Source organism: Arenibacter troitsensis (assembly GCF_900177645.1).
Lineage (GTDB): Bacteria > Bacteroidota > Bacteroidia > Flavobacteriales > Flavobacteriaceae > Arenibacter > Arenibacter troitsensis.
Window position 1 is genome coordinate 419547 of the sequence record NZ_FXAO01000005.1, and the last position, 22365, is coordinate 441911.

At 40.6% G+C, this 22365-nt stretch carries 17 protein-coding genes; 11 read left to right on the forward strand and 6 right to left on the reverse strand.

Features of this window, described 5'->3' with window-relative positions; translation table 11 throughout:
• Positions 1-207 precede the first annotated feature (207 nt).
• The 4 genes from B9Y87_RS13765 (at position 208) to B9Y87_RS13780 (ending at position 8102) form a co-directional block, all read left to right on the forward strand.
• A complete protein-coding gene (locus B9Y87_RS13765; RefSeq protein WP_085499538.1) occupies positions 208-525 on the forward strand; it encodes a cupin domain-containing protein in 318 nt (105 codons plus the stop codon).
• A 45-nt stretch (positions 526-570) separates the two neighbouring features.
• The gene (locus B9Y87_RS13770) at positions 571-1356 is read left to right on the forward strand and encodes an SDR family oxidoreductase (protein WP_085499539.1); all 786 of its coding nucleotides are present in this window, start codon (positions 571-573) and stop codon (positions 1354-1356) included.
• Between the two features lie 206 nt (positions 1357-1562).
• A complete protein-coding gene (locus B9Y87_RS13775; protein ID WP_085499540.1) occupies positions 1563-7649 on the forward strand; it encodes an alpha-2-macroglobulin family protein in 6087 nt (2028 codons plus the stop codon).
• A 78-nt stretch (positions 7650-7727) separates the two neighbouring features.
• Complete coding sequence (locus tag B9Y87_RS13780; protein WP_072865469.1) at positions 7728-8102, forward strand: DoxX family membrane protein; 375 nt, start codon at positions 7728-7730, stop codon at positions 8100-8102.
• A 98-nt stretch (positions 8103-8200) separates the two neighbouring features.
• Here the strand turns inward: B9Y87_RS13780 and B9Y87_RS13785 are convergent, their stop codons facing one another.
• From B9Y87_RS13785 to B9Y87_RS13795, 3 genes are all read right to left on the reverse strand, one after another.
• Positions 8201-8728, reverse strand: a complete 528-nt coding sequence (locus tag B9Y87_RS13785; RefSeq protein WP_085499541.1) for a DUF4136 domain-containing protein — start codon at positions 8726-8728, stop codon at positions 8201-8203.
• A 172-nt stretch (positions 8729-8900) separates the two neighbouring features.
• Entirely contained in the window at positions 8901-9902 is a 1002-nt protein-coding gene (gene obgE, locus B9Y87_RS13790; RefSeq protein ID WP_085499542.1) for a GTPase ObgE, read from the reverse strand.
• A gap of 158 nt (positions 9903-10060) precedes the next feature.
• On the reverse strand, positions 10061-11176 hold the full coding sequence (locus tag B9Y87_RS13795) for an adenylate kinase (protein ID WP_083260643.1): 1116 nt from the start codon (positions 11174-11176) through the stop codon (positions 10061-10063).
• A 144-nt stretch (positions 11177-11320) separates the two neighbouring features.
• Between B9Y87_RS13795 and B9Y87_RS13800 the strand changes: the two genes are divergently transcribed.
• The 4 genes from B9Y87_RS13800 to B9Y87_RS13815 all read left to right on the forward strand — a co-directional run bounded on the left by B9Y87_RS13800 (position 11321) and on the right by B9Y87_RS13815 (position 15618).
• Positions 11321-12475: a 5-(carboxyamino)imidazole ribonucleotide synthase gene (locus tag B9Y87_RS13800; protein ID WP_085499543.1), complete on the forward strand. Its 1155-nt coding sequence runs from the start codon at positions 11321-11323 to the stop codon at positions 12473-12475.
• Positions 12476-12489: 14 nt separating this feature from the next.
• On the forward strand, positions 12490-12984 hold the full coding sequence (gene purE / locus B9Y87_RS13805; RefSeq protein ID WP_085499544.1) for a 5-(carboxyamino)imidazole ribonucleotide mutase: 495 nt from the start codon (positions 12490-12492) through the stop codon (positions 12982-12984).
• A gap of 65 nt (positions 12985-13049) precedes the next feature.
• Positions 13050-15080 (forward strand): M3 family metallopeptidase, encoded by a 2031-nt coding sequence (locus B9Y87_RS13810; RefSeq protein ID WP_085499545.1) that lies wholly within the window; start codon positions 13050-13052, stop codon positions 15078-15080.
• Positions 15081-15174: 94 nt separating this feature from the next.
• The gene (locus tag B9Y87_RS13815; protein ID WP_085499546.1) at positions 15175-15618 is read left to right on the forward strand and encodes a hypothetical protein; all 444 of its coding nucleotides are present in this window, start codon (positions 15175-15177) and stop codon (positions 15616-15618) included.
• Positions 15619-15622: 4 nt separating this feature from the next.
• Here the strand turns inward: B9Y87_RS13815 and B9Y87_RS13820 are convergent, their stop codons facing one another.
• Complete coding sequence (locus tag B9Y87_RS13820; protein ID WP_176225631.1) at positions 15623-16000, reverse strand: PH domain-containing protein; 378 nt, start codon at positions 15998-16000, stop codon at positions 15623-15625.
• Positions 16001-16103: 103 nt separating this feature from the next.
• Entirely contained in the window at positions 16104-16463 is a 360-nt protein-coding gene (locus tag B9Y87_RS13825; protein ID WP_085499548.1) for a rhodanese-like domain-containing protein, read from the reverse strand.
• A gap of 74 nt (positions 16464-16537) precedes the next feature.
• Between B9Y87_RS13825 and B9Y87_RS13830 the strand changes: the two genes are divergently transcribed.
• A complete protein-coding gene (locus B9Y87_RS13830) occupies positions 16538-17098 on the forward strand; it encodes a sigma-70 family RNA polymerase sigma factor (RefSeq protein WP_085499549.1) in 561 nt (186 codons plus the stop codon).
• A 212-nt stretch (positions 17099-17310) separates the two neighbouring features.
• Here B9Y87_RS13830 and B9Y87_RS13840 read toward each other — a convergent pair whose 3' ends face one another.
• On the reverse strand, positions 17311-18141 hold the full coding sequence (locus tag B9Y87_RS13840) for a UbiA prenyltransferase family protein (protein ID WP_085499551.1): 831 nt from the start codon (positions 18139-18141) through the stop codon (positions 17311-17313).
• 140 nt (positions 18142-18281) lie between these two features.
• On the opposite strand from B9Y87_RS13840, the gene gcvP reads away from it, so the two are divergent.
• Both gcvP and B9Y87_RS13850 read left to right on the forward strand, forming a co-directional pair.
• Positions 18282-21131 (forward strand): aminomethyl-transferring glycine dehydrogenase, encoded by a 2850-nt coding sequence (gene gcvP / locus B9Y87_RS13845; protein ID WP_085499552.1) that lies wholly within the window; start codon positions 18282-18284, stop codon positions 21129-21131.
• Positions 21132-21299: 168 nt separating this feature from the next.
• The gene (locus B9Y87_RS13850) at positions 21300-22358 is read left to right on the forward strand and encodes a 3-oxoacyl-ACP synthase III family protein (RefSeq protein ID WP_085499553.1); all 1059 of its coding nucleotides are present in this window, start codon (positions 21300-21302) and stop codon (positions 22356-22358) included.
• Positions 22359-22365: the final 7 nt, after the last annotated feature.

Below are 22365 nucleotides of genomic sequence, written 5' to 3' on the forward strand. Positions count from 1 at the left end.
GCACAAGTACACCCCCAATAAGGAACAGATACCGGGGCCAGAACAATTAACCGGATTCCCTGCCAAAAACATTGATTGGTTCTACTTTCACTTTTGAATAAACCTGCAGCTAATAAAATTAGGATATCAAGAATAAAGATTGGATTACTATAAAAAACTATATCCGAACCCTCAATATTTTTTAATTTAGTACCAAAGAACCTATCCATGAAAATAAAACTTGCCGAAATTGTTCCCAAGGAAATTATGCCTGGCTACCAAGGCAAACTTATACACACCCAAAATATGAGCCTAGCTTTTTGGGAGGTGGAAGCTGGTGCCAAAGTCCCCGAACACGCACATATGAATGAGCAGGTAACGCAGGTATTGGAAGGAAAATTTGAATTTACCCTAGGCGGCGATACCAAAACCTTTGAACCAGGGGATCTGGTAATAATTCCACCCCATGTTTCGCATAGTGGCTTAGCACTAACCCCCTGTAAATTAATGGATGTTTTTAGTCCCACAAGGGAAGAATATAAATAAACCTATTATTATCCCAATGGGATAGTGTTAAAACATATTGGTAGGATGAAGATATCACTCAAAAACAAAAAAGCTTTGGTCGGCGGTAGTAGCCGTGGAATTGGCAGGGCCATTGCCCAACAATTAGCTGCCAATGGTGCTAGCGTGACCGTTATGGCCCGTAGCGAGGAACAATTAAAATCCCTGATAGCCAATTTGCCCACGGACAGCGGACAGCAACACCAGTATTTGGTGGTAGATTATTCCAATTTTGATGCTTATAAGAACAGTATAGCCACCTTCTTTAAAACCAACACGGTAGATATTTTGGTAAACAATACCCAAGGACCTTCGGCAGGAGGTGCCTTGGACAAAAAGATAGATGATTATCAGGAAGCTTTTGACCTTCTTTTTAAGACTGTGGTATTCACCACAGAACAGGCGCTTACAAGTATGATATCCAAGAAATACGGTCGTATTATCAATGTTGCCTCGGTTTCCGTAAAGGAGCCACTGTCCTATTTGGCCCTATCCAATAGCATACGCGCCGCTGTTGTTACCTGGTCAAAAACACTGGCTTCCGATGTAGGCAAATACAATATCACTGCAAACTGCACCCTAACGGGTTATTTTAACACGGAAAGACTAAAGCAACTTAATGGTGCCAAGGCCAAATCCTTGGGTATCCCCCTTACAGAAGTTGAAAATCAAATGCTCTCCAATGTACCTGTGGGACGATTTGGAGACCCAACGGAATATGGGCATTTGGTTACTTTTTTGGCCTCTGAGTACGCCTCTTTTATAACAGGCACCAATATTCCTATTGATGGTGGTTTACTAAAGTCGCTTTAAGCAACTGACAAACAGGGCAAAGAGCGGCCAAAAGAGGCCAAGGCTCCCTAGGGTACAAAAAAAGCCTGCACTAATAAAGCAACGTTGGTACTCTTTTTGCATCTAGTCACATTATGGTATGGTCACTCACTTAGAAGTGCGTTTCACTCATTATGGATTGTAATCTCATGAAATAAACGCCAACTTTGTTAAATATATCAATACAAATGAAAAAGATAGCAACAATATTTACCTTAATCCTATTCTCCCAAATGGCACAATCCCAGTCTACCAACGATTCCTATTCCATTTTATGGCAAAGGGTAGAAAAATTGGAGAACGAGGCCATGACCAAATCTGCATTGGATATAGTAGCCTTGATATCAAAAAAAGCCAAAAAAGAGCAGAATTCAGTTCAGATAATAAAATCACTTATATACACCTCCAAATACGCACTTAAATTGGAGGAGGATGCCCAATTAAAAATTGTCCGCGATTTTAAACAAGAAATAGACCAAAGTAAGTTCCCTACCAAAAATATCTTGCAGGGCTATTTGGCAAATATGTACTGGCAATATTTTCAACAAAATAGATATCGATTCTACGACCGGACTACAACTGCGGAAAAAGTGGATAGCATTGATTTTAGAACCTGGGACCTTAGCACTATTTTTCATGAAATAAGCGTTCATTTTGATGCTTCATTACAAAAGCCTTTGGAGCTACAACAGTTAAAGGTAGATGCCTACAAAGGAATCCTCAATGAACAAAAAGGTTCCGAATTATACCGCCCCTCCCTATTTGATCTTTTAGCCCATTCCGCATTGGATTTTTATAAAACCAGTGAGAATAGCATTACACGTCCGGCAGATAAATTTGAACTGGACAACCCGGAAATATTATGTGAGGGAAAACAATTTGTGGAACAGCAAATCAGCACCAAAGACAATACTTCCTTACATTTTAAGGCAATAATACTTTATCAGCAACTCTTGGATTTTCATTTTCAGGACCCTACGGATGAAGCCTATGTGGAAGTTGATATTGAACGTCTAAAATATATTAAGGAAAATGCAGTATTTGCCAACAAGGACCAACAATACCTGGAGGTTTTGCAAAATACCGCCGAATCTATCAAACATAATAAAAGTTGGGCTTTGTACCAGTACGAAATTGCCATGTTGTATCGGGAATGGGGCAACAGCTACCAACCAAACATCAAGGAGGAACACAGATGGCAACAGAAAGAGGCCATGGCCGTATGTGAATCTGTAATAGATAAGTTTCCCAATAGTAGGGGCGCCGAAAAATGTAAGGTACTAAAATCCGAGATTTTATCCAAAGAACTACAATTAACGGGGGAAAGGCATATTCCAATTAACCTTCCCACCCGATTACTCGTAAAATATAGAAATCTACATTCACTTCAATTATCGGCCCGTAAGATTTCCCAAAAAGAGATAAAGCAGCTGAACGGCATTTATCCCGAGGAAAAAATATTGGCTTTTATTAAAAAACTCACAGTAGTAAAGAATTGGGACGCTAAACTTATCAATGAGAATGATTACCAATCCCACAAAATTGAAATTCTATTGCCAGAATTAAGTAACGGGTCCTACATTATTTTGGCCTCCCCAAGCACCGATTCCGACAACACCTTCGCCTATAGCCCCATCCAAGTCACCAATTTGGCATTGGTAGAGGGGGATTCCAGCAAGGAACATAACTTTCAGGTAATTGATCGCAACAATGGAAAACCCATGACCGGAGCTACCCTAAAATTCTCCTATCAACAGAACTACGAAAGACCCATCCTGACCAAGACCTTGATTTCCGACAGGAATGGGATTGCAACACTTCCCTTAAGCAGCGAAAGATGGAGCAATGTAGATATCGAGGTCAACACTAAAGATGAAGTTGCCCATTTTGAAGATTTTTATGTTAATGCCAAATATGACCAAGGGGAGGAGGACAACCTCTATTCCTGTTTTTTATTTACGGATCGCAGCATCTACAGGCCGGGGCAACCCCTATATTTTAAAGGGTTGGCGATGGTACAAAAAGACGATAAATCCACCGTACTTTCCAAAACTAAAATAACAGTAAGTCTAATGGATGTCAATCATCAAGAAGTTTCCCAACAGGAATTTAAAACTAACGATTATGGCTCCATTTCTGGCACCTTCATTTTACCCAATAATGGGCTTACAGGTAATTATTATTTGAAATTGGATTCTGAAGAAGTTGAAATTAGCGGCAACAGTTATTTTTCCGTAGAAGAATACAAGCGTCCCAAATTTGAAACCTCATTGGAATCCATTACCGAGACGTATAGGGTCAACGATACCATTTCCGTTAAGGGAAAGGCCATAGCCTATGCCGGAAGCCTTATTACAGACGCCAAGGTAAGCTATACGGTGAGGCGAGTGGTGTACTACCCTAAATGGTATTATTGGCACCTGCCCTATTTTAATGGGGTCCCACAGGAAATTGCCCATGGCGAAACGATTACCGATGCCAATGGCAACTACGAGATTAACTTCAAAGCCATACCAGATCTAAGTATTGCCGAGGAGAATATGCCCACTTTCAATTATGAGGTTACGGCAGATGTTACGGACCTCAATGGCGAAACCCATAGTGCAACAACCATGGTCAACGTAGGTTATCATGCATTAACGGCCGATATTCAAATTGATGATCCTTTGAACAAGGAAGACAAAAACCCTAGGATAACCATCTCCACCTACAACCTGAACGGTGAGTTTGTTGCAGCGCAAGGAAGTCTAAAAATGTATAAACTAAAGGCACCAAACAATGTCCTTAGACCAAGACCCTGGGCAGCTCCGGATTATGATGGCTTTGGAAAAACCAAGTTTAAGGAACTTTTCCCCCATGATGCCTTTGGCAAGGAAGACAACCCGGCCTTTTGGGATAAAGGGGAGCTGGTATGGGAATCCAGCTTTGACACTGGAAAATCCAAAGAAGTCGACTTGGGCAACGTAAAAAAATGGTTGTCCGGCAAATATGTCATTGAATTGGAAACAAAGGACAAATTTGGTCAACTAGTAAAGGACATTACGCAAACTACTCTTTACAGTGACAAGGACAAGAAACCGGCGGATAATCAGCTTTTTCAAATAAAGACCGATAAAAACTCCTATGACATTGGGGACAAAGTGAAACTTATTTTGAGCTCCGCCATGGAAGATATTACCGTTTCACTATTCGTTGAAAAGGATCATACAATTATAGCAACCCACCTAATTGCATTGCACCATGACTCAAAGACCATTGAAATTCCGGTTACCGCTGATGATTTGGGAGGATTTGCCATAAATTACAGCTTCTCTGCATATAATGCCTTTCAATCGGGCAGCCTTTCCATAGCTGTCCCCTACCCGAGTTCCAAGTTAAAAATTGAAACTATTACCTTTCGGGATAAGTTACAGCCCGGAAAAGAAGAAACCTGGTCCTTTAATATTAAAGGTCCCACAGGTGATAAGATTACTGCCGAACTGCTGGCAAGTATGTACGATGCCTCGTTGGATGCCTTTAAGGGACATCACTGGAATTTCTCCTCTAACTTCAAAGGTCATTACTACTCCAACAGACAACTCAATGCATACAAAAGTTATGGTATCACCTCCTTTAATACCTATTTAAACTTTGGTGACAGGGTTACCTATGACGCCCAATATTATGATTCCTTTGATTGGTTCGGTTTCCATTTTGGGTATGGCTATGCCCTACGCAACAGAATGTTGATGAAGAGCAGCGCACTTGGTGAAGATAGGGCAGAATTTGCCGATAATGAATCCTTGGCGGAAACAGTTATTACTGGCAGTGCTGTACCGGCCCCAGAAAACAATGGGAATAACAACACAGTTGCCCCTAAAGGGAATGATGGTAAAAGTGGCTTTGACGACATCCAAATCAGGAAAAACCTTCAAGAAACTGCCTTTTTCTTCCCGCAGCTCCTAACCGATAAGGACGGAAATGTTTCCTTTACTTTCACTACCCCAGAGGCCTTGACCAAATGGAAGCTACAGTTACTGGCTCATACCAAAACTATGGAAAGCGCCACCTCCACTTTGGAAACCGTTACTCAAAAGGAATTGATGGTTACCCCAAATGCACCCCGTTTCTTGCGGGAGGGAGATAAAATTACGATTAGCACCAAAATAGCGAATCTAACCAATAAATTGCTCAGTGGGAATGCCAAGTTGGAATTGCTAGACGCCTTTAGTGGAAGGGATATAACCCAAGAATTATTGATCACCGGCCTGGATTCCAAATCTGTTTTGGGCGAAAATGCTTTTACGGTAGATGCCAAGGGAAATACCCAAGTATCATGGAACCTGAAAATTCCTGAAGGATTAGGAGCTGTACAGTACAAGGTAATGGCCAAGGCGGGTAATTTTAGCGATGGCGAACAAAATGTACTTCCCGTACTCTCTAACCGAATGCTGGTTACCGAAACCCTACCAATGTGGGTACGGAGCAATGAAACCAAGACCTTTGGCTTGGACAAGTTGAAGAATACCACTTCCCCTACCCTAAAACATCATCAACTTAGCCTGGAGATAACTTCCAACCCGGCATGGTATGCCGTTCAGGCCCTGCCTTACCTTATGGAATATCCTTATGACTGTAACGAGCAAATATTTTCTAGATATTACGCCAATACTTTGGGAGGGTATATTGCCAATTCCAACCCAAGAATACAACAGGTATTTGACCAATGGGCAAATTCTGATGCCTTATTGAGCAATCTTGAGAAAAATGAAGAATTAAAATCGATTTTAATTCAGGAAACGCCTTGGTTGCGGGATGCCCAATCCGAAACCGAACAAAAGAAACGCATAGCACTGCTCTTCGATCTTAACAAATTAAAAAATGATCAAGAGAATGCTTTTAATAAACTTGCACTAAACCAAATGTCGTCCGGGGCTTGGGCCTGGTTTAAGGGAGGCCCCGAAAACCGATTTATTACCCAACATATTGTAACTGGCCTAGGGCACCTTAATAAATTAACCGCTACAACAAGAAGTGAGGAAGACTACAGGGCTGGAAGGAACAACAAGCTCCAAGAACAACAAGTAATAAAAAATGCGGTTGACTATTTGGACGATGAATTTGTGAAAGAATACGAGCAAATGAAAAAATACGCCACCGACCTTAACGATGACCATTTGAGCCATACCCAAATACATTATCTATACATGCGCAGTTATTATCCAGAAATAAAGGTCTCCAAAAAAGTTACCGAAATCATGGATTACTACACCCGCCAAGCACAAAAATATTGGGTAAAAAAAGATCTCTATTCAAAAGGTCTGCTTTCCTTAATTCTTTATAGAAATGGAAGCACGGCTACCGCCAATAAGATAATAAAGTCCTTGGAGGAAAATAGTATTTTGAGTGATGAATTGGGAATGTACTGGAAGGAAAATAATAGTTCCTGGCATTGGTACCAAGCTCCAATTGAGACACAATCCCTACTAATAGAAGCCTTTTCCGAAATTAAGGATGATATCAGAACAGTAGACAATCTCAAAATTTGGTTGCTGAAGAACAAACAGACCAACCAATGGAAAACTACCAAAGCCACTACAGATGCAGTTTACGCCCTTCTTTTAAGGGGAAGTGAATGGTTGTCTGTAACCCAAGCCGTAGAAGTATTGATTGGAGGTGACAAAATTGAACCCGCCAAACTCGAAAATGTACAAGTGGAAGCGGGAACCGGATATTACAAAACCTCTTGGAACAAAAACGAAATAAGCCCAAAAATGGCAGAGGTACAGCTTAGCAATAAAGGGGATGGTATTGCCTGGGGAGCTATGTACTGGCAATACTTTGAAGATTTGGACAAAATAACCCCTGCCAATACGCCTTTAAAATTAAAAAAGAAAGTCTTCTTAAAAAAGAACACGAATACCGGAGAGGTATTGTCAGAAATAAATGACAACACACCTTTACATGTGGGCGATCTAGTTCGTATAAGAATTGAATTAAGGGTAGATAGACCCATGGAATTTGTTCATATGAAAGATATGCGGGCCGCCGGGATGGAACCCATCAATGTCCTGTCTACCTATAAATGGCAAGATGGCCTGGGGTATTATGAAAGCACCAAAGATGCCAGTACCAATTTCTTTTTCGACTACTTATCCAAAGGTGTATATGTGTTTGAATATGACTTAAGGGTCAACAATGCTGGGGATTTCAGCAACGGAATTACCACCATTCAGAGTATGTACGCCCCCGAATTCAGTAGTCATAGCGAAGGAGTGAGAATTATTATTGAATAACAAAAAAATATAATATTGTTAAAAAGGTATTGCTTTTTTTCATAAATTCATAAATAACTAACATAAAATCAAAGAATTATGAACTCTACCTTTTTTATCGCCTTGCGCTTTGTTTTTGGAATTTTTCTGATCGTCTTCGGGGCGAATAAATTTTTGCATTTTATGCCGGCAGGGCAAATGTCCGAAGCCGCAATGAACTATTTTTCAGCCTTAATGAGTACCAATACCCTATATGTAGTGGCCATAGTGGAAATTCTTTCCGGACTTTCCTTATTGATCAATAAATTTGGTGCGTTAATGATGATTATACTGATGACCGTCTCTGTGAATGCGTTATTGTTCAATGCATTTTTGGAACCAGGATCCATTGGCCTGACTTTGGTATTGCTTATTCTCAATATAGTAATGCTGTACGCTTACAAAGAAAGATATAAGGATATACTTAGACCATAAACCATAGTAAATATATCCTATAAATAAGAATCGGGACCCAAAATGGGTCCCGATTCTTATTATAACATTTTAGTTATATGCCAACTAAAATATTTGGCTTACTTTCTACTTTTTGGTGGGTATTTTTCAAGAGTTTTAATTACCAATGCCTGTATTTTATCCTCCCTTTCACTTGGAGAACTGTTTTCCCTTATACTACTTACTGCTATTGCCTGCCAAAAAAGTTCGTCCTTTTGACTGTCTATAAAATCGAATTGAATCTCCCGTTCCACATTGGCTGCCCCCACAGGAATGCCAATGGACATTCCACCACCAACATTTCTCCCCGTACCTCCTATCCCTACCCCTACGGTATTGTTTCTAGGCGCTTGAAAGGAGCTGCTCAAAATATTAATTAAAAACTCAGGCTCTTCGGACAACAAAAAACCCTTAGCCCACATAGTGGAATCTATGGCCCTAAGTAATCGTTTGGTATCCAATTCACTTAAACCGGTATCCATGCCCGAATAGTAGTTATAGGTGGTATATTTGGAATAATCAGTGTCCCTATCATAGTCATAATTTACGCGAATGGCACTACACGAAGCTAAAAAGAGCAAGAGCAATAACGGGATTATACTTTTCATTATTCCAATTTTTAGAAGAGCCTGCTTAAGAAATAGTGATCATAACTTCCTAAATAGACTCTAAAATAGTGAAAATTATTATTGTCGTTTTTTATGAGGGCAAGTATTCGTTAAAACGCAGGGCATTAGGAGTATTAAAAATTTGGATGTTCATATTCGTTAAAAAATGGACTTATTTATTCAACATGACCCACAGTCTGTCCTTAAGTTCAACAAGCCCAATCTGTGCTACGGAGGAGATAAACATATAAGGCACATCCTTAAAGTCTTTATCCAATTCAATTCGCATTTCTGCCATCAGCTCCTCGTCCAACATATCTGCTTTGGAGATAGCGATCAAGCGGTCCTTGTCCAAAAGCTCCGGATTATATCTGCGAAGCTCGTCCAACAGAATTTCATATTCCTTGGAAATGTCCTTGCTGTCTGCGGGAATCAAGAACAACAAGGTGGAATTACGCTCAATATGCCTTAAAAAATAATGTCCAAGACCCTTTCCTTCGGCCGCCCCTTCTATGATACCGGGAATATCCGCAATAACAAAACTTTTAAAATCCCTGTACTCCACAATCCCCAAATTAGGTTTTAGGGTCGTAAATTCGTAATCCGCAATCTTGGGTTGTGCAGAGGTTAGAACGGATAAAAGGGTAGATTTACCAGCGTTTGGGAAACCAACCAGGCCTACATCCGCCAATACTTTCAACTCCAAAATAAGGTCTAATTCCTGACCACTTTTACCGGGCTGGGCGTATCTTGGCGTTTGGTTGGTAGCCGTTCTAAAATGCCAGTTACCGCGACCTCCCATGCCTCCTTCCAAAAGTATTTTTTCTTCCTGATCCTCGGTAATCTCCATTAGAACTTCTAGGGTCTCAGCGTCTTTGATAACGGTCCCTAAGGGCACCTCCAGATAAACATCCTGTCCGTCTGCCCCACTACTGCGGTTCTTACTGCCATGCTCTCCGTGACCGGCCCTAAAGGTTCTGGTAAACTTAAAGCCCAAAAGGGTCCATAAATTCTTATTGCCACGGACAATTACGTGTCCGCCACGACCTCCATCACCACCATCTGGTCCACCTTTGGTAATAAACTTTTCCCTATGCAAATGCACGGAACCTTTTCCTCCGTTACCGGATTCCAAGTGCACTTTTACATAATCCACAAAATTTCCTTCCGTCATTGTTTTAGTTTATTGTTCCAGATCCCAATAAGCAGGACCACAAATTTTTATAGTCCCACTTTAAACCTAGAAATTATGAGTGGCCAATCCTAAGGACCACTGAGGAGCATTTAAAGCCAGTTCCTCTTAACCATGAGCATCTACAATGCACCCAGATCTTAGACTGCCTGCAACTCCTCTATTACCTTTGCCAAGCGGCTTGTAATATCTTCTATGGAACCAATTCCATTGACACTGTGAAATTTCCCCTGATCATCATAGTAATCCTTTAAGGGAGCTGTTTTTTCATTGTATTCATCAAAACGGTTACGGATCATTTTTTCGTCCTGGTCGTCACTTCTGCCACTAACCTTACCTCGTTCCAATAATCTTTGTATCAATACTTCATCATTGGCTTCCAAGGCAATGGTAGCATCGATTCTCATTTCCTTACTTACCAGAAAATCATCCAATGCTTTGGCCTGTGCCGTTGTTCTGGGGAAACCATCAAAGATAAATCCACTGGCATCGGGGTTTTTCTCTACCTCATCCTGTAACATTTTAATGGTAACCTCATCCGGCACCAATTCACCTTTGTCTATATACGACTTAGCCAGTGTTCCCAGTTCGGTACCATTCTTAATATTATAACGAAAGACATCCCCCGTGGAAATATGTTTTAAATTATATCTTTCCTTTAAAAATGAAGCCTGCGTGCCCTTTCCTGCACCAGGTTTTCCAAACAAAACTAGGTTTATCATGTGCTTTTGGTTTAGTTGATATACTGCTCTTAAATTTCGTCCCAATTCATTATAATCCAATCCATAACCCACTATAAACTTATCCTCGATTTTCATGCCGAAATAGTCTATATCATACTCTCCATTATACACTTCGGATTTGTAGAACAAGGTGGCGATTTTAAATTCCTTTACCTTGGTATTGGAAAATAGGTCTATTAGTTTTTTAACGGTCCTACCTGTATCAATAATATCTTCTAGGATAATCACACTTCTGCCCTCAATATTTTCCGGAACATCCAATAACGATTCCACAATTCCCGTAGAAGTAAGCCCTTGATAGGAGCTTAATCGAACAAAGGAAACCTCACAGGGGTGTGGATAGGCTTTTAGAAAATCGGAAACGAACATAAATGCGCCGTTAAGGACACCCACAAAAATGGGGGTTTCCTTCTTGTAATCCACAGCGACCTGGTCCGCAATCTTTTTTATCGCGGCCATAATCTCGCCTTCACTTATAAAAGGCTTAAAATATTTGTCGTGTAGCTTAATCAAGACTAATGTTTTTATAATAAATTCAAGATGCCAAATATAGCACTTTGATTTCTCTTTTTTAAAGGTCCAGGCCTAGTTTCTAAGATTTAGCTGTATTTTTGTTCCTAATATACAATCTACTTTAATACAAGCGAATCATTTCCAATGAACTATTTTTCTTCTGAATTTAAATTAGGAATACTAGGCGGCGGTCAATTAGGTAAAATGCTTTTGTACGAAACAAGAAAATTCGATATCCATACCAAGGTATTGGACCCTGCGGACGAAGCTCCTTCCAGAATAGCCTGCAATGAATTTTTTAAGGGCGATTTAATGAATTTTGATGCGGTCTATGCGTTCGGTAAAAAAGTAGACGTGCTTACCATAGAAATCGAGAACGTAAACCTTGATGCCTTGGAAAAATTAGAGGACGAAGGATTGAAGGTATTTCCACCCACTAGAGCATTGCGCATTATTCAGAACAAGGCAAAACAAAAATTGTTTTATGTGGACAATAATATACCCACTGCAGATTTTCAGCGTTTCGCTTATAAAAGTGAGATTGAAGACAGTGTTGCCAATGGCGGATTAAAATTCCCTTTTATTTGGAAAGCCACACAATTCGGATATGACGGCCAAGGGGTCAAGGTAGTCCGCAAACTGGAAGATCTGAACGGTCTGCCCGCTGGCGAATGTATTACCGAAGAAATGATAAATTTCAAAAATGAACTGGCGGTGATCGTAGCACGGAGTGCCAGTGGGGAAGTAAAAACCTATCCCGTAGTGGAAATGGAGTTCCACCCTGAGGCCAATCAGGTGGAATATGTTATTTGTCCTGCACGCATAGACGCCAAAATAGCGGAAAAAGCCCAGGAAATAGCATTACAACTCTCCAATAAAATTAAGCATGTTGGACTTTTGGCCGTGGAAATGTTCCAGACCCAGGACGATAGAATTCTGGTAAACGAGGTGGCCCCAAGACCACATAACAGTGGACATTACAGTATTGAAGCAAGTTATACCAACCAATTTGAACAACACATACGTGCCATTCTAGACCTTCCGTTGGGAAACACCGCCAGTAAAGTAGCTGGCATTATGGTGAATTTGGTAGGTGCAGAAGGCCATACCGGCAACGTGGTCTATAAAAATATTGAAGACATATTGAGCATGGATGGCGTTACACCACATATATACGGTAAAAAACAGACCAGGCCTTTCAGAAAAATGGGGCATGTCACCATTGTGAACAACGACATTAAAGAGGCCAGGAGAATAGCCGAACAAGTTAAGAATACCATAAAAGTAATTAGCGAATAAAAATTTTCAATGATATGAGTAAAGTAGCCGTAGTTATGGGAAGCACCAGCGACCTCCCTGTTATGCAAGAAGCCATTGATATCTTAAAAGGTTTTGACATTGAGGTAGATGTAGATATTGTCTCTGCACACCGTACCCCTGAAAAATTGTTCGATTTTAGCAAGAATGCCCATAAAAATGGCTACTCCGTAATCATTGCCGGTGCAGGTGGGGCAGCACATTTGCCGGGAATGGTGGCGTCCATGTCCCCTTTACCTGTTATTGGGGTTCCCGTAAAAAGCAGCAATTCCATAGACGGCTGGGATTCCGTGCTATCCATTCTCCAAATGCCCGGCGGGGTTCCCGTGGCAACAGTAGCACTTAATGGTGCAAAAAATGCCGGAATACTGGCAGCCCAGATTATAGGAAGCTCGGACAAATGTGTCTTGGACAAAATTATCCTATACAAAGAAGGCTTAAAGCAAAAGGTCATTGAAGGAGCCGAGGAAATGAAAAAAGGAAAATCTTAAATAGATTTCATTTTTTACCATCCATTTTGAAACCGAATACCCATTAAAAAACGCAATACCCCAATATGAATCCATTATTGACTCCATTTGATACAGCACCATTCTCCAAAATAAAAAATGAACATTTTAAACCTGCATTTTTGCAGGCCATTGAGGATGCCAGGTTAGAAATCGATGCCATTGCAAACTCCAAAGAGGCTCCTACTTTTGAAAATACCGTAGCCGCATTGGATTTTGCCGGGCAACAATTGGATAGGGTATCCAGTGTGTTTTTTAATTTGAATTCTGCAGAGACCAATCCGGAAATTCAGAAAATAGCTCAGGAAGTATCTCCCCTTCTGTCGGAATTCAGTAATGACATTACCTTGAACGAGGAATTGTTTAAGCGGGTTAAAACGGTATACGACCAAAGGAATGATCTGGAACTGACCACCGAGGAACAGACACTTCTCGACAAAAAATACAAAAGTTTTAGTAGGAACGGCGCCAATTTGCCCCTGGATAAAAAGAAGCGCCTACGTGAAATTGATGCCGAACTGTCCAAACTTAAGCTTCAATTCGGGGAAAATGTTTTGGCCGAGACCAACAAATATGAAATGCACCTTACCAATGAGGAAGATTTGGACGGACTTCCTGAAGGGGAAAAAGAGGCAGCTGCGCAATTGGCAAAATCAAAGGACAAAGACGGTTGGTTAATTACCCTGGATTACCCTAGCTATATTCCTTTTATGAAATATGCCAGTAATAGAAAATTACGCAAGGAGCTTTCCATTGCATTTGGCAGCAAAGGCTTTCATAACGACGAATTGGACAATCAGAAAAATATAATAAACATTGCCAACCTACGACACGAAAGGGCCAATCTGTTAGGCTATAAAACACATGCGCACTATGTGTTGGAGGAACGCATGGCCGAAACACCTGAAAAAGTCCACCAATTTCTTCAAGAATTGCTGGAAAAAGCAAAACCGGCCGCTGAAAGGGAATTTGCCGAATTGGAAATTTTCGCAAAACAATTGGACAATATAGACCGATTGGAAAAATGGGACGGAGCCTATTATTCTGAAAAATTAAAGCAAAAACTGTTCGATCTGGACGATGAAAAACTCAAGCCCTATTTTAAATTGGAAAATGTAATTGCCGGAGTATTTAAAGTAGCGACAAAATTATTCGGCCTGCAATTTGAAGAAGTTTTTGATATCGACAAATATCATCCGGATGTAAAGACATATCGCATTTACGACAAGGACAAGAATCTAGTATCCCTATTTTACGCCGATTTCCATCCTAGACCGGGAAAACGTGGAGGCGCTTGGATGACATCCTACAAAGCGCAATACGTTCAAAACGGAATCAATGTACGTCCACATATTTCCAATGTCTGCAATTTCACCAAACCTACCGCTAGCAAACCCTCCTTACTTACTTTTAATGAGGTTACTACCTTGTTCCACGAGTTTGGGCACGGATTGCATGGCATGTTGGCAAATACTGTTTACCCAGGCCTGTCCGGAACTTCTGTATATTGGGATTTTGTGGAACTTCCTAGCCAAATAATGGAAAACTGGTGCTATGAAAAGGAAGCATTGGAGTTGTTTGCCACACATTACCAAACGGGAGAAGTAATACCGATGGAATTGGTAGAAAAAATAAAAGACTCGGCCACCTTCCAAGAAGGAATGGCCACCTTAAGACAAATTAGTTTTGGCCTGTTGGACATGTCGTGGCACGGCACAGACCTATCTGGAATCAGCAACGTAAAAGAACAGGAAGTAAAGGCTTTTGAACCAACGGATCTATACCCAGAATGTCCTGAAACCTGCATGAGCACTTCATTTTCCCACATATTTCAAGGCGGATACTCCTCTGGATATTACAGCTACAAGTGGGCAGAAGTATTGGACGCGGATGCCTTTGCCTACTTTAAGGAGAAAGGTATTTTCAATCAAGAAGTGGCCACAAAATTTAAGGACAATGTTCTGTCTAAAGGCGGAACTGAAAAGCCTATGGAATTGTACAAACGTTTTAGAGGTAGCGAACCTAAGATAGAGGCCTTGTTAAAAAGGGCAGGTTTGTTGTCTGAAACGGTGAATTAAATGATATAGACAGTAATAAATGGGCATTGGCAGAAAGCAGTTGTAGGCTAATTATATTGAAATCGATTTATAGCACTGACAAAAGTAATAACTTATGAAAATAGATGTCCCAGATTGGTTAATTATTCTTGGAGGTATAGGTCAGATTTTCACTGCATTAATCTATCCATACATACGCCACAATGTATTTGATTGGTACAATGATGTAAAACAATTAAAGCCATTAAACCAAGAAATAGCAAAAACCTATGGCAGATACATTCAAGGTCTTAATTTTTCGTTTGGACTAATCGCAATCCTTTTAACCGAAGATTTGCAGAATGGTTCACGGTTAGCACTTGCAATGACCGGTTTGATTGCCGCCTATTGGATTGGCAAAGTTGCCACCCAAATTGCATACTACCCAATGTACCAAATCCCACAGAAGACACTTTTCAAAATTGGAAGTTATTTTATGAATGTATTATTTATTCTGTTCGCTTCTGTGTTTGGTTGGCTCTTCATCAACAACCTCACACAGCATATCACATTACAATAACAGTTTACAATCCCGTATTGTCCTGAATCTGGGGATTTAGCTGTTTTAAATGGCCTATAAACGCACGTTTCCCTTTAGGGGAAATGATAACGCTTTCATATTTGTTGTAAAAAACCTCCAACCTGTCGAAGGAAGTGGCCGGTGCACTTATAGGATTTTTGGTAGCCTCCAGTTTTGTTATAGAGCTTATGGGAATGGAACGATTTACCAAAAATCCACTTTTAACCCTTAAGACTCCATTACCAATTTCATAATAGGTAGAAACAAAGTGGTACCCAATAAAAATTGAAGGGAGCAGCAATAAGATAGGGCCAATACTTAAAGAATATTTCAGCAACTGAACAATAGGCGCCAAAAGTAAAAGCAGGACTGCAACTACCATAATCCAACCTATTTTTGACTTATATCTTACCATAGCTTCTAAATTCCCAAGAACCATTTAGGGCACCCAAGTCAACCGTTATAGCCCGGCCGTTGCCCTAGAATTAATTGTTTGCCTTAACGGCATCATATCCCCCCTCCAGGTTAACAACATTGGTAAAACCCAAAGATTTCAACTTTTCCTGTGCCTTCGCACTGCGCCCCCCCATCTTGCAATAGAGGTAAATAGTTTTGTTTTTGTCCACGGTATTAAATCGATCCGAAAAATCGGCGTCATACCAATTAATATTCTCGGCATTATCCAAGTGCCCTGCACTAAATTCCTCAGGGGTCCTAACATCTACCAAAATAGCGTTATTCAACATTTCCTGTTTAAAGTCGACTATCGGCATTTTGGTCTTATTTTCTTGTGAACAGCCCGTTTGCAGTATTAATACCACCAAAAAAAGAAATATTGTTCTCATAACTTATATGCTTAATCAAAAATAAGAATTCTACTTCAGAAAAAAATCACTTATTTTTGAAAGGACAAACAGGTATGACAAAACAAGAATTAAATCCGGACATATGGGTCGATAGTTATTCCGATTACCTTTTCAATTATGCGGTAAGCCGGGTAAGCGATTCTGAAATTGCCAAAGACTTGGTACAGGAAACTTTTTTTGCCGGATTAAAATCTGCAAAAAATTTTAAAGGGGAGGCAGCCGAACGCACGTGGCTAATCTCTATCCTAAAAAGAAAAGTCATTGATCATTATCGCAAAATAAATTCAAAAAAGGCGAAATCCATGGTCCGTATTACCCAAAATCAAAATAGTGAGGCCGATAGCAACTTTTTGGAAGAACAAGTAGCGGACCCAATGAGTTTATTGGAAAACAGCCAAATAGAAAACGAAGAATTGGGTATGGCCATTCAGGATTGTATAGCCAAGCTTCCCCAAAAACACGCTTTGGCATTTACCCTAAAAACTATAAACGGACTCAGTACCGAAGAGGTATGTAAGGAGCTGGACATCAATCCGTCTAATCTTTGGGTTATCCTCCATAGAGCAAGAACTGTTCTTATGGATTGCCTAAACAACAATTGGTTCAAGATATGAAAAGCTGTAAGGACGTTGAAATAATTTGTACTAAAGTTCAATATAAGGAAGCCTCTTTCTTAGAGAAAATCAAAATCAAACTGCACCTATTGTTTTGCAGAACCTGTAAATCTTTTTCCAAAAAAAACACCGAACTAACTTCTCTCTGCTCCAAAGCAAATATTAAGACGCTTTGTATAGAGGAAAAGGAAAAAATGAAAACGGAATTAAAGTCAAGGATTTAAAAAGACATCCAACACCAAAATACAGACCCACCAAAAAATTGGAATGGCCTCTACCCAAAATGAAGAAAAAAATTGGGATTGATTTCTTCGGGTGGACAGCATCAATACTCCTAGACCAAGAAATGCCAGCCCCTTGCCCAATACTTCAAAATACGTAAGGTAATCTTTCAAGAAAGTCAAAAAGAAAAAAACCACCGCTCCTACTGCTCCAAAAACCTTTGTTTTTAGGTAACCATATCTTTGGGGCAAAGTTCTTAGTTCCGGATCATCATAATCCAAATCCCTAATTTCGAAAGGCAACATTAGGATCAGGACCATTAAAAATCGCTGTACCAACTCCACGGCAACATCCCAATCCAAAACCCTATATGCCGCTACAATGGGCAAAACTACCGTTGTACCTGCCCACACCAAAGCCACTATAAAAATTTTGAGACCCCCCAAACTTCTAAGATTTTTTGCGTTGGGCAAAAGCGGAACGGCATATAAACTGGTGAGAACCAACAATACTGCAAGGCCGATCCAAGCTTCAAAAGACATAAAAAAGGAATGATAAAGAGCAAAGGCCCCTGCAATAAAACTGACCACTTGAATATTCTTGTGATAAGTATTGGCTACTAGAAAATACTTTTTTGCCTCCACCCCATATTTCACAAAATTGTAGCACGCAATAGTTCCGAAAAACACCAAATATGATATATGGTTGTCCCTGGACAATCCAAAAAAAACGCAGGTGATTTCAATAAATGCAAAAACCGCTAGTGCTACATGTATACTGGCATCCAGATAAAAATGAAATAAGTAGTTACGCCAGTTCATAAATCAAAAATAATCAAAGTGTTCATAACCTCTTATTTTAGTTAAAAACTTTGAAATAGTTGGAAGTAAAAGCCGCAAAATAAACATAAATAATGAGTATTTTTGCTCACTTATATTTTAGATTATAATTGCTTGAATTTATGAGGACAGACTTATTTGCCTTGCGCCATATCGGCATTAGAGAAGAAGACCTTCCACAGATGCTAAGAACCATCAGGGTCAACTCGGTAGACCAGTTGATTTCAGAAACCATTCCGGATGATATTCGTCTTGCTAAGCCCTTGGCTTTGGACACCCCATTGAGTGAACACGAGTATTTGTCCCATATTCAAGTCTTGTCCGAGAAAAACAAAGTTTTTAAATCATATATAGGGCTAGGTTATCATGAAAGTATAACTCCTTCGGTGATAAAAAGAAATATTTTGGAAAATGCAGGATGGTATACGGCCTACACGCCTTACCAAGCTGAAATTGCCCAAGGGCGCTTGGAGGCCTTATTGAATTTCCAAACCGTAATAGCCGAACTTACAGGAATGGAATTGGCCAATGCCTCCCTTTTGGACGAGAGTACTGCCGCCGCAGAAGCCATGACCATGCTCTTTGATGTACGAAGCAGGGATCAAAAGAAAAACAACGTTTTAAAATTCTTTGTTTCCGAAGAGATATTGCCCCAGACATTGTCCTTGTTAAAAACAAGGTCCACGCCACTCGACATAGAACTGATTGTTGGTAACCACGAAAGCTTCGAATTCGGTGACGATTATTTTGGCGCCTTGTTGCAATACCCAGGAAAGCATGGCCAAGTACATGATTATGCTTCCTTCGTGGCCAAGGCCGTAGAAAAAAATATAAAAGTTGCCGTTGCCGCAGATATCTTAAGTTTGGCTTTATTGACCCCTCCGGGTGAATTTGGAGCCGATGTGGTGGTAGGAACCACTCAACGGTTTGGAATTCCCTTAGGTTATGGCGGACCACATGCCGCTTTTTTTGCCACAAAGGAAGAGTACAAACGAAGTATCCCTGGTAGAATAATCGGAGTTACAAAGGACACCGATGGCAAGCCGGCATTAAGGATGGCTTTACAGACAAGGGAGCAGCACATAAAACGGGACAAGGCTACCTCCAACATCTGCACAGCTCAGGTCCTATTGGCTGTAATGGCCGGGATGTACGCGGTTTATCACGGTCCAAAAGGATTAAAATATATCGCAAACAAGGTGCATTCCACAGCCGTTACCCTGGCGGATAGTCTTGAAAAATTAGGGTTGTACCAAACCAACACTTCGTATTTTGACACCATAAGTATAAAGGCGGATTCCTCCAAAGTAAGGCCCATTGCCGAAAAATATGAGGTTAATTTCCTATACGTTGATGCAGACACCATATCTATTGCATTGAACGAAGCCACTTCCATAAAAGACCTACAATTAATAGTGAATATCTTCGCCGAAGCTATCGGCAAAGAAGCTATTACAATCAATGGCCTTTTATCACAATCCCTGCTTGAAAACAAGCTTGTGCGTACCTCAACCTTTTTGGAGAACAGCGTGTTCAATTCCTATCACTCGGAAACGGAATTGATGCGTTATATCAAAAAATTGGAACGAAAGGATCTGGCCTTGAACCACTCCATGATTTCCTTGGGTTCCTGTACCATGAAATTGAACGCTGCCTCCGAAATGCTTCCTTTGAGTATGGCACGTTGGGGAAATATCCACCCTTTTGTTCCTGTGGAACAAGCCGAAGGCTATCAGATCATCCTGAAGGAATTGGAAAGAGATCTGAATATCATCACCGGGTTTGCAGGCACTTCTTTACAGCCAAATTCCGGAGCACAAGGTGAATTCGCCGGCCTAATGGTCATAAGGGCTTATCATGAGTCCAGAGGGGAAGGCCATAGAAATATTTGCTTGATACCTGCCTCTGCGCATGGCACCAACCCAGCTTCGGCAGTAATGGCGGGCATGAAGGTAGTAGTTACAAAAACCGACGAAAACGGAAACATAGATGTGGCCGACCTAGCAGAAAAGGCCGAGCTGCACAAAGATAATCTGTCCGCCTTAATGGTAACCTATCCGTCTACCCACGGCGTATTTGAATCCTCCATTAAGGAAATCACAAAATTGATTCATGATAACGGAGGTCAAGTCTATATGGACGGAGCCAATATGAATGCACAGGTAGGGTTGACCAACCCTGCCACCATTGGTGCAGATGTCTGCCACTTAAACCTGCACAAGACTTTCGCTATTCCGCACGGTGGTGGTGGCCCGGGAGTGGGACCCATCTGTGTAGCGGAACAATTAGTGCCGTTTTTACCTGGAAACCCTGTAATTAAAACTGGTGGAGACAAAGCTATTACAGCTATTTCGGCTGCTCCTTGGGGAAGTTCTTTGGTATGTTTGATTTCTTATGGATATATAAAAATGTTAGGGGAAAATGGTTTGACCCAGTCTACTAAAACTGCTATCCTTAATGCAAACTACATTAAAAATAAGCTAAGCGGAAAATTCGATGTGCTCTATACCGGGGAAAGAGGTAGGGCTGCCCACGAAATGATCATAGACTGTAGGCCATTTAAAGAAAATGGCATAGAAGTTACGGATATCGCCAAAAGATTAATGGATTATGGATTCCATGCACCTACCGTTTCTTTCCCAGTTGCCGGAACACTTATGATAGAGCCAACAGAGAGCGAAAGCTTGGCCGAATTGGACCGATTCTGTAGTGCCATGCTATCCATTCGTGAAGAAATTGATGCAGCATCTGCTGAAGACAACAACAATGCGCTAAAAAATGCACCCCATACTTTGGAAATGGTGACCAATGACAAATGGGAGTTTCCATACACTAGACAACAGGCCGCCTTCCCTTTGCCATATATATTGGAAAACAAGTTTTGGCCTAGCGTAAGACGTGTAGACGACACATATGGAGACCGTAATTTAATATGTACCTGCGCTCCTATCGAGGCATATGCGGAAGCATAAAAACCTCAACAAAACCAAGCAATTTAAAGCCTTTCACCCAATTGTGAAAGGCTTTTTTATTGACAATTGCAAAAGCGCAATTATCTTGAACATCATATCAAATCCAAAGGACAAAAAGTACCGCGGCCCAATTGGTTTATATTTATACTATTAAATTTGCATATCATTATGAACATTGGCATTACTGGCACTGGTTCTTACCTACCATCCATCGTAACAAAAAATTCAGATTTTGAAAATCATGATTTTTTAAATGAGGATGGCACCCCTTTTAAACATCCTAATGAGGTAATCATTCAAAAATTCCAAGGCATTACCGGAATCAGTGAAAGGCGCTACGCCGCAGATAATTTAAACACCTCCAAACTGGCATTTTTTGCAGCAGAAAAGGCAATAACCGATGCAAAAATTGACAAAGAGGAACTGGACTACATAATTTTTGCCCATAATTTTGGTGACGTATCCATTAGCCAGTCCCAGGGAGATGCCTTACCAAGTTTAGCTACACGTGTAAAACATCAATTACAGATCAAGAATCCCAAATGTGTTGCCTATGACCTCTTATTTGGTTGCCCAGGCTGGATAGAAGGAATAATCCAAGCACATGCATTTATCAAAAGTGGGATTGCCAAAAAGTGTCTTGTAATTGGCGCAGAAACCCTATCCAGAATTGTGGACAAGCATGATCGGGACTCCATGATCTATTCTGACGGTGCCGGGGCCACCATTGTAGAAGCTAGTGAAAATGCTGGCCAAATCCTATCACACAATAGTGCAACCTATGCCAATGAGGAAGCTTTTTTTCTCTTCTTCGGCGAGTCCTATTCCAAAACGGCCCAAGACGGCACACTATACATAAAAATGTATGGCCGAAAAATATATGAATTTGCAGTAACCTATGTGCCCCAAGCCATGAAAGATTGTTTGGACAAAAGTGGGGTGCCAATAACCGAGGTAAAAAAAATATTCATTCACCAGGCCAATGAAAAAATGGACGAGGCCATAGTAAAACGTTTCTACAAACTTTTCGATATGGATATGCCCGATGGAATTATGCCCATGAGTATAGAAAAATTGGGAAATAGTTCAGTAGCTACCATACCCACCCTATATGATATGGTGAAAAATGGAAAAATGGAAAATCAGTCGATAAAAAAAGGAGATGTTGTTATATTTGCCAGTGTTGGTGCAGGCATGAACATAAACGCCATTGTCTATAGGGTATAATCCATAG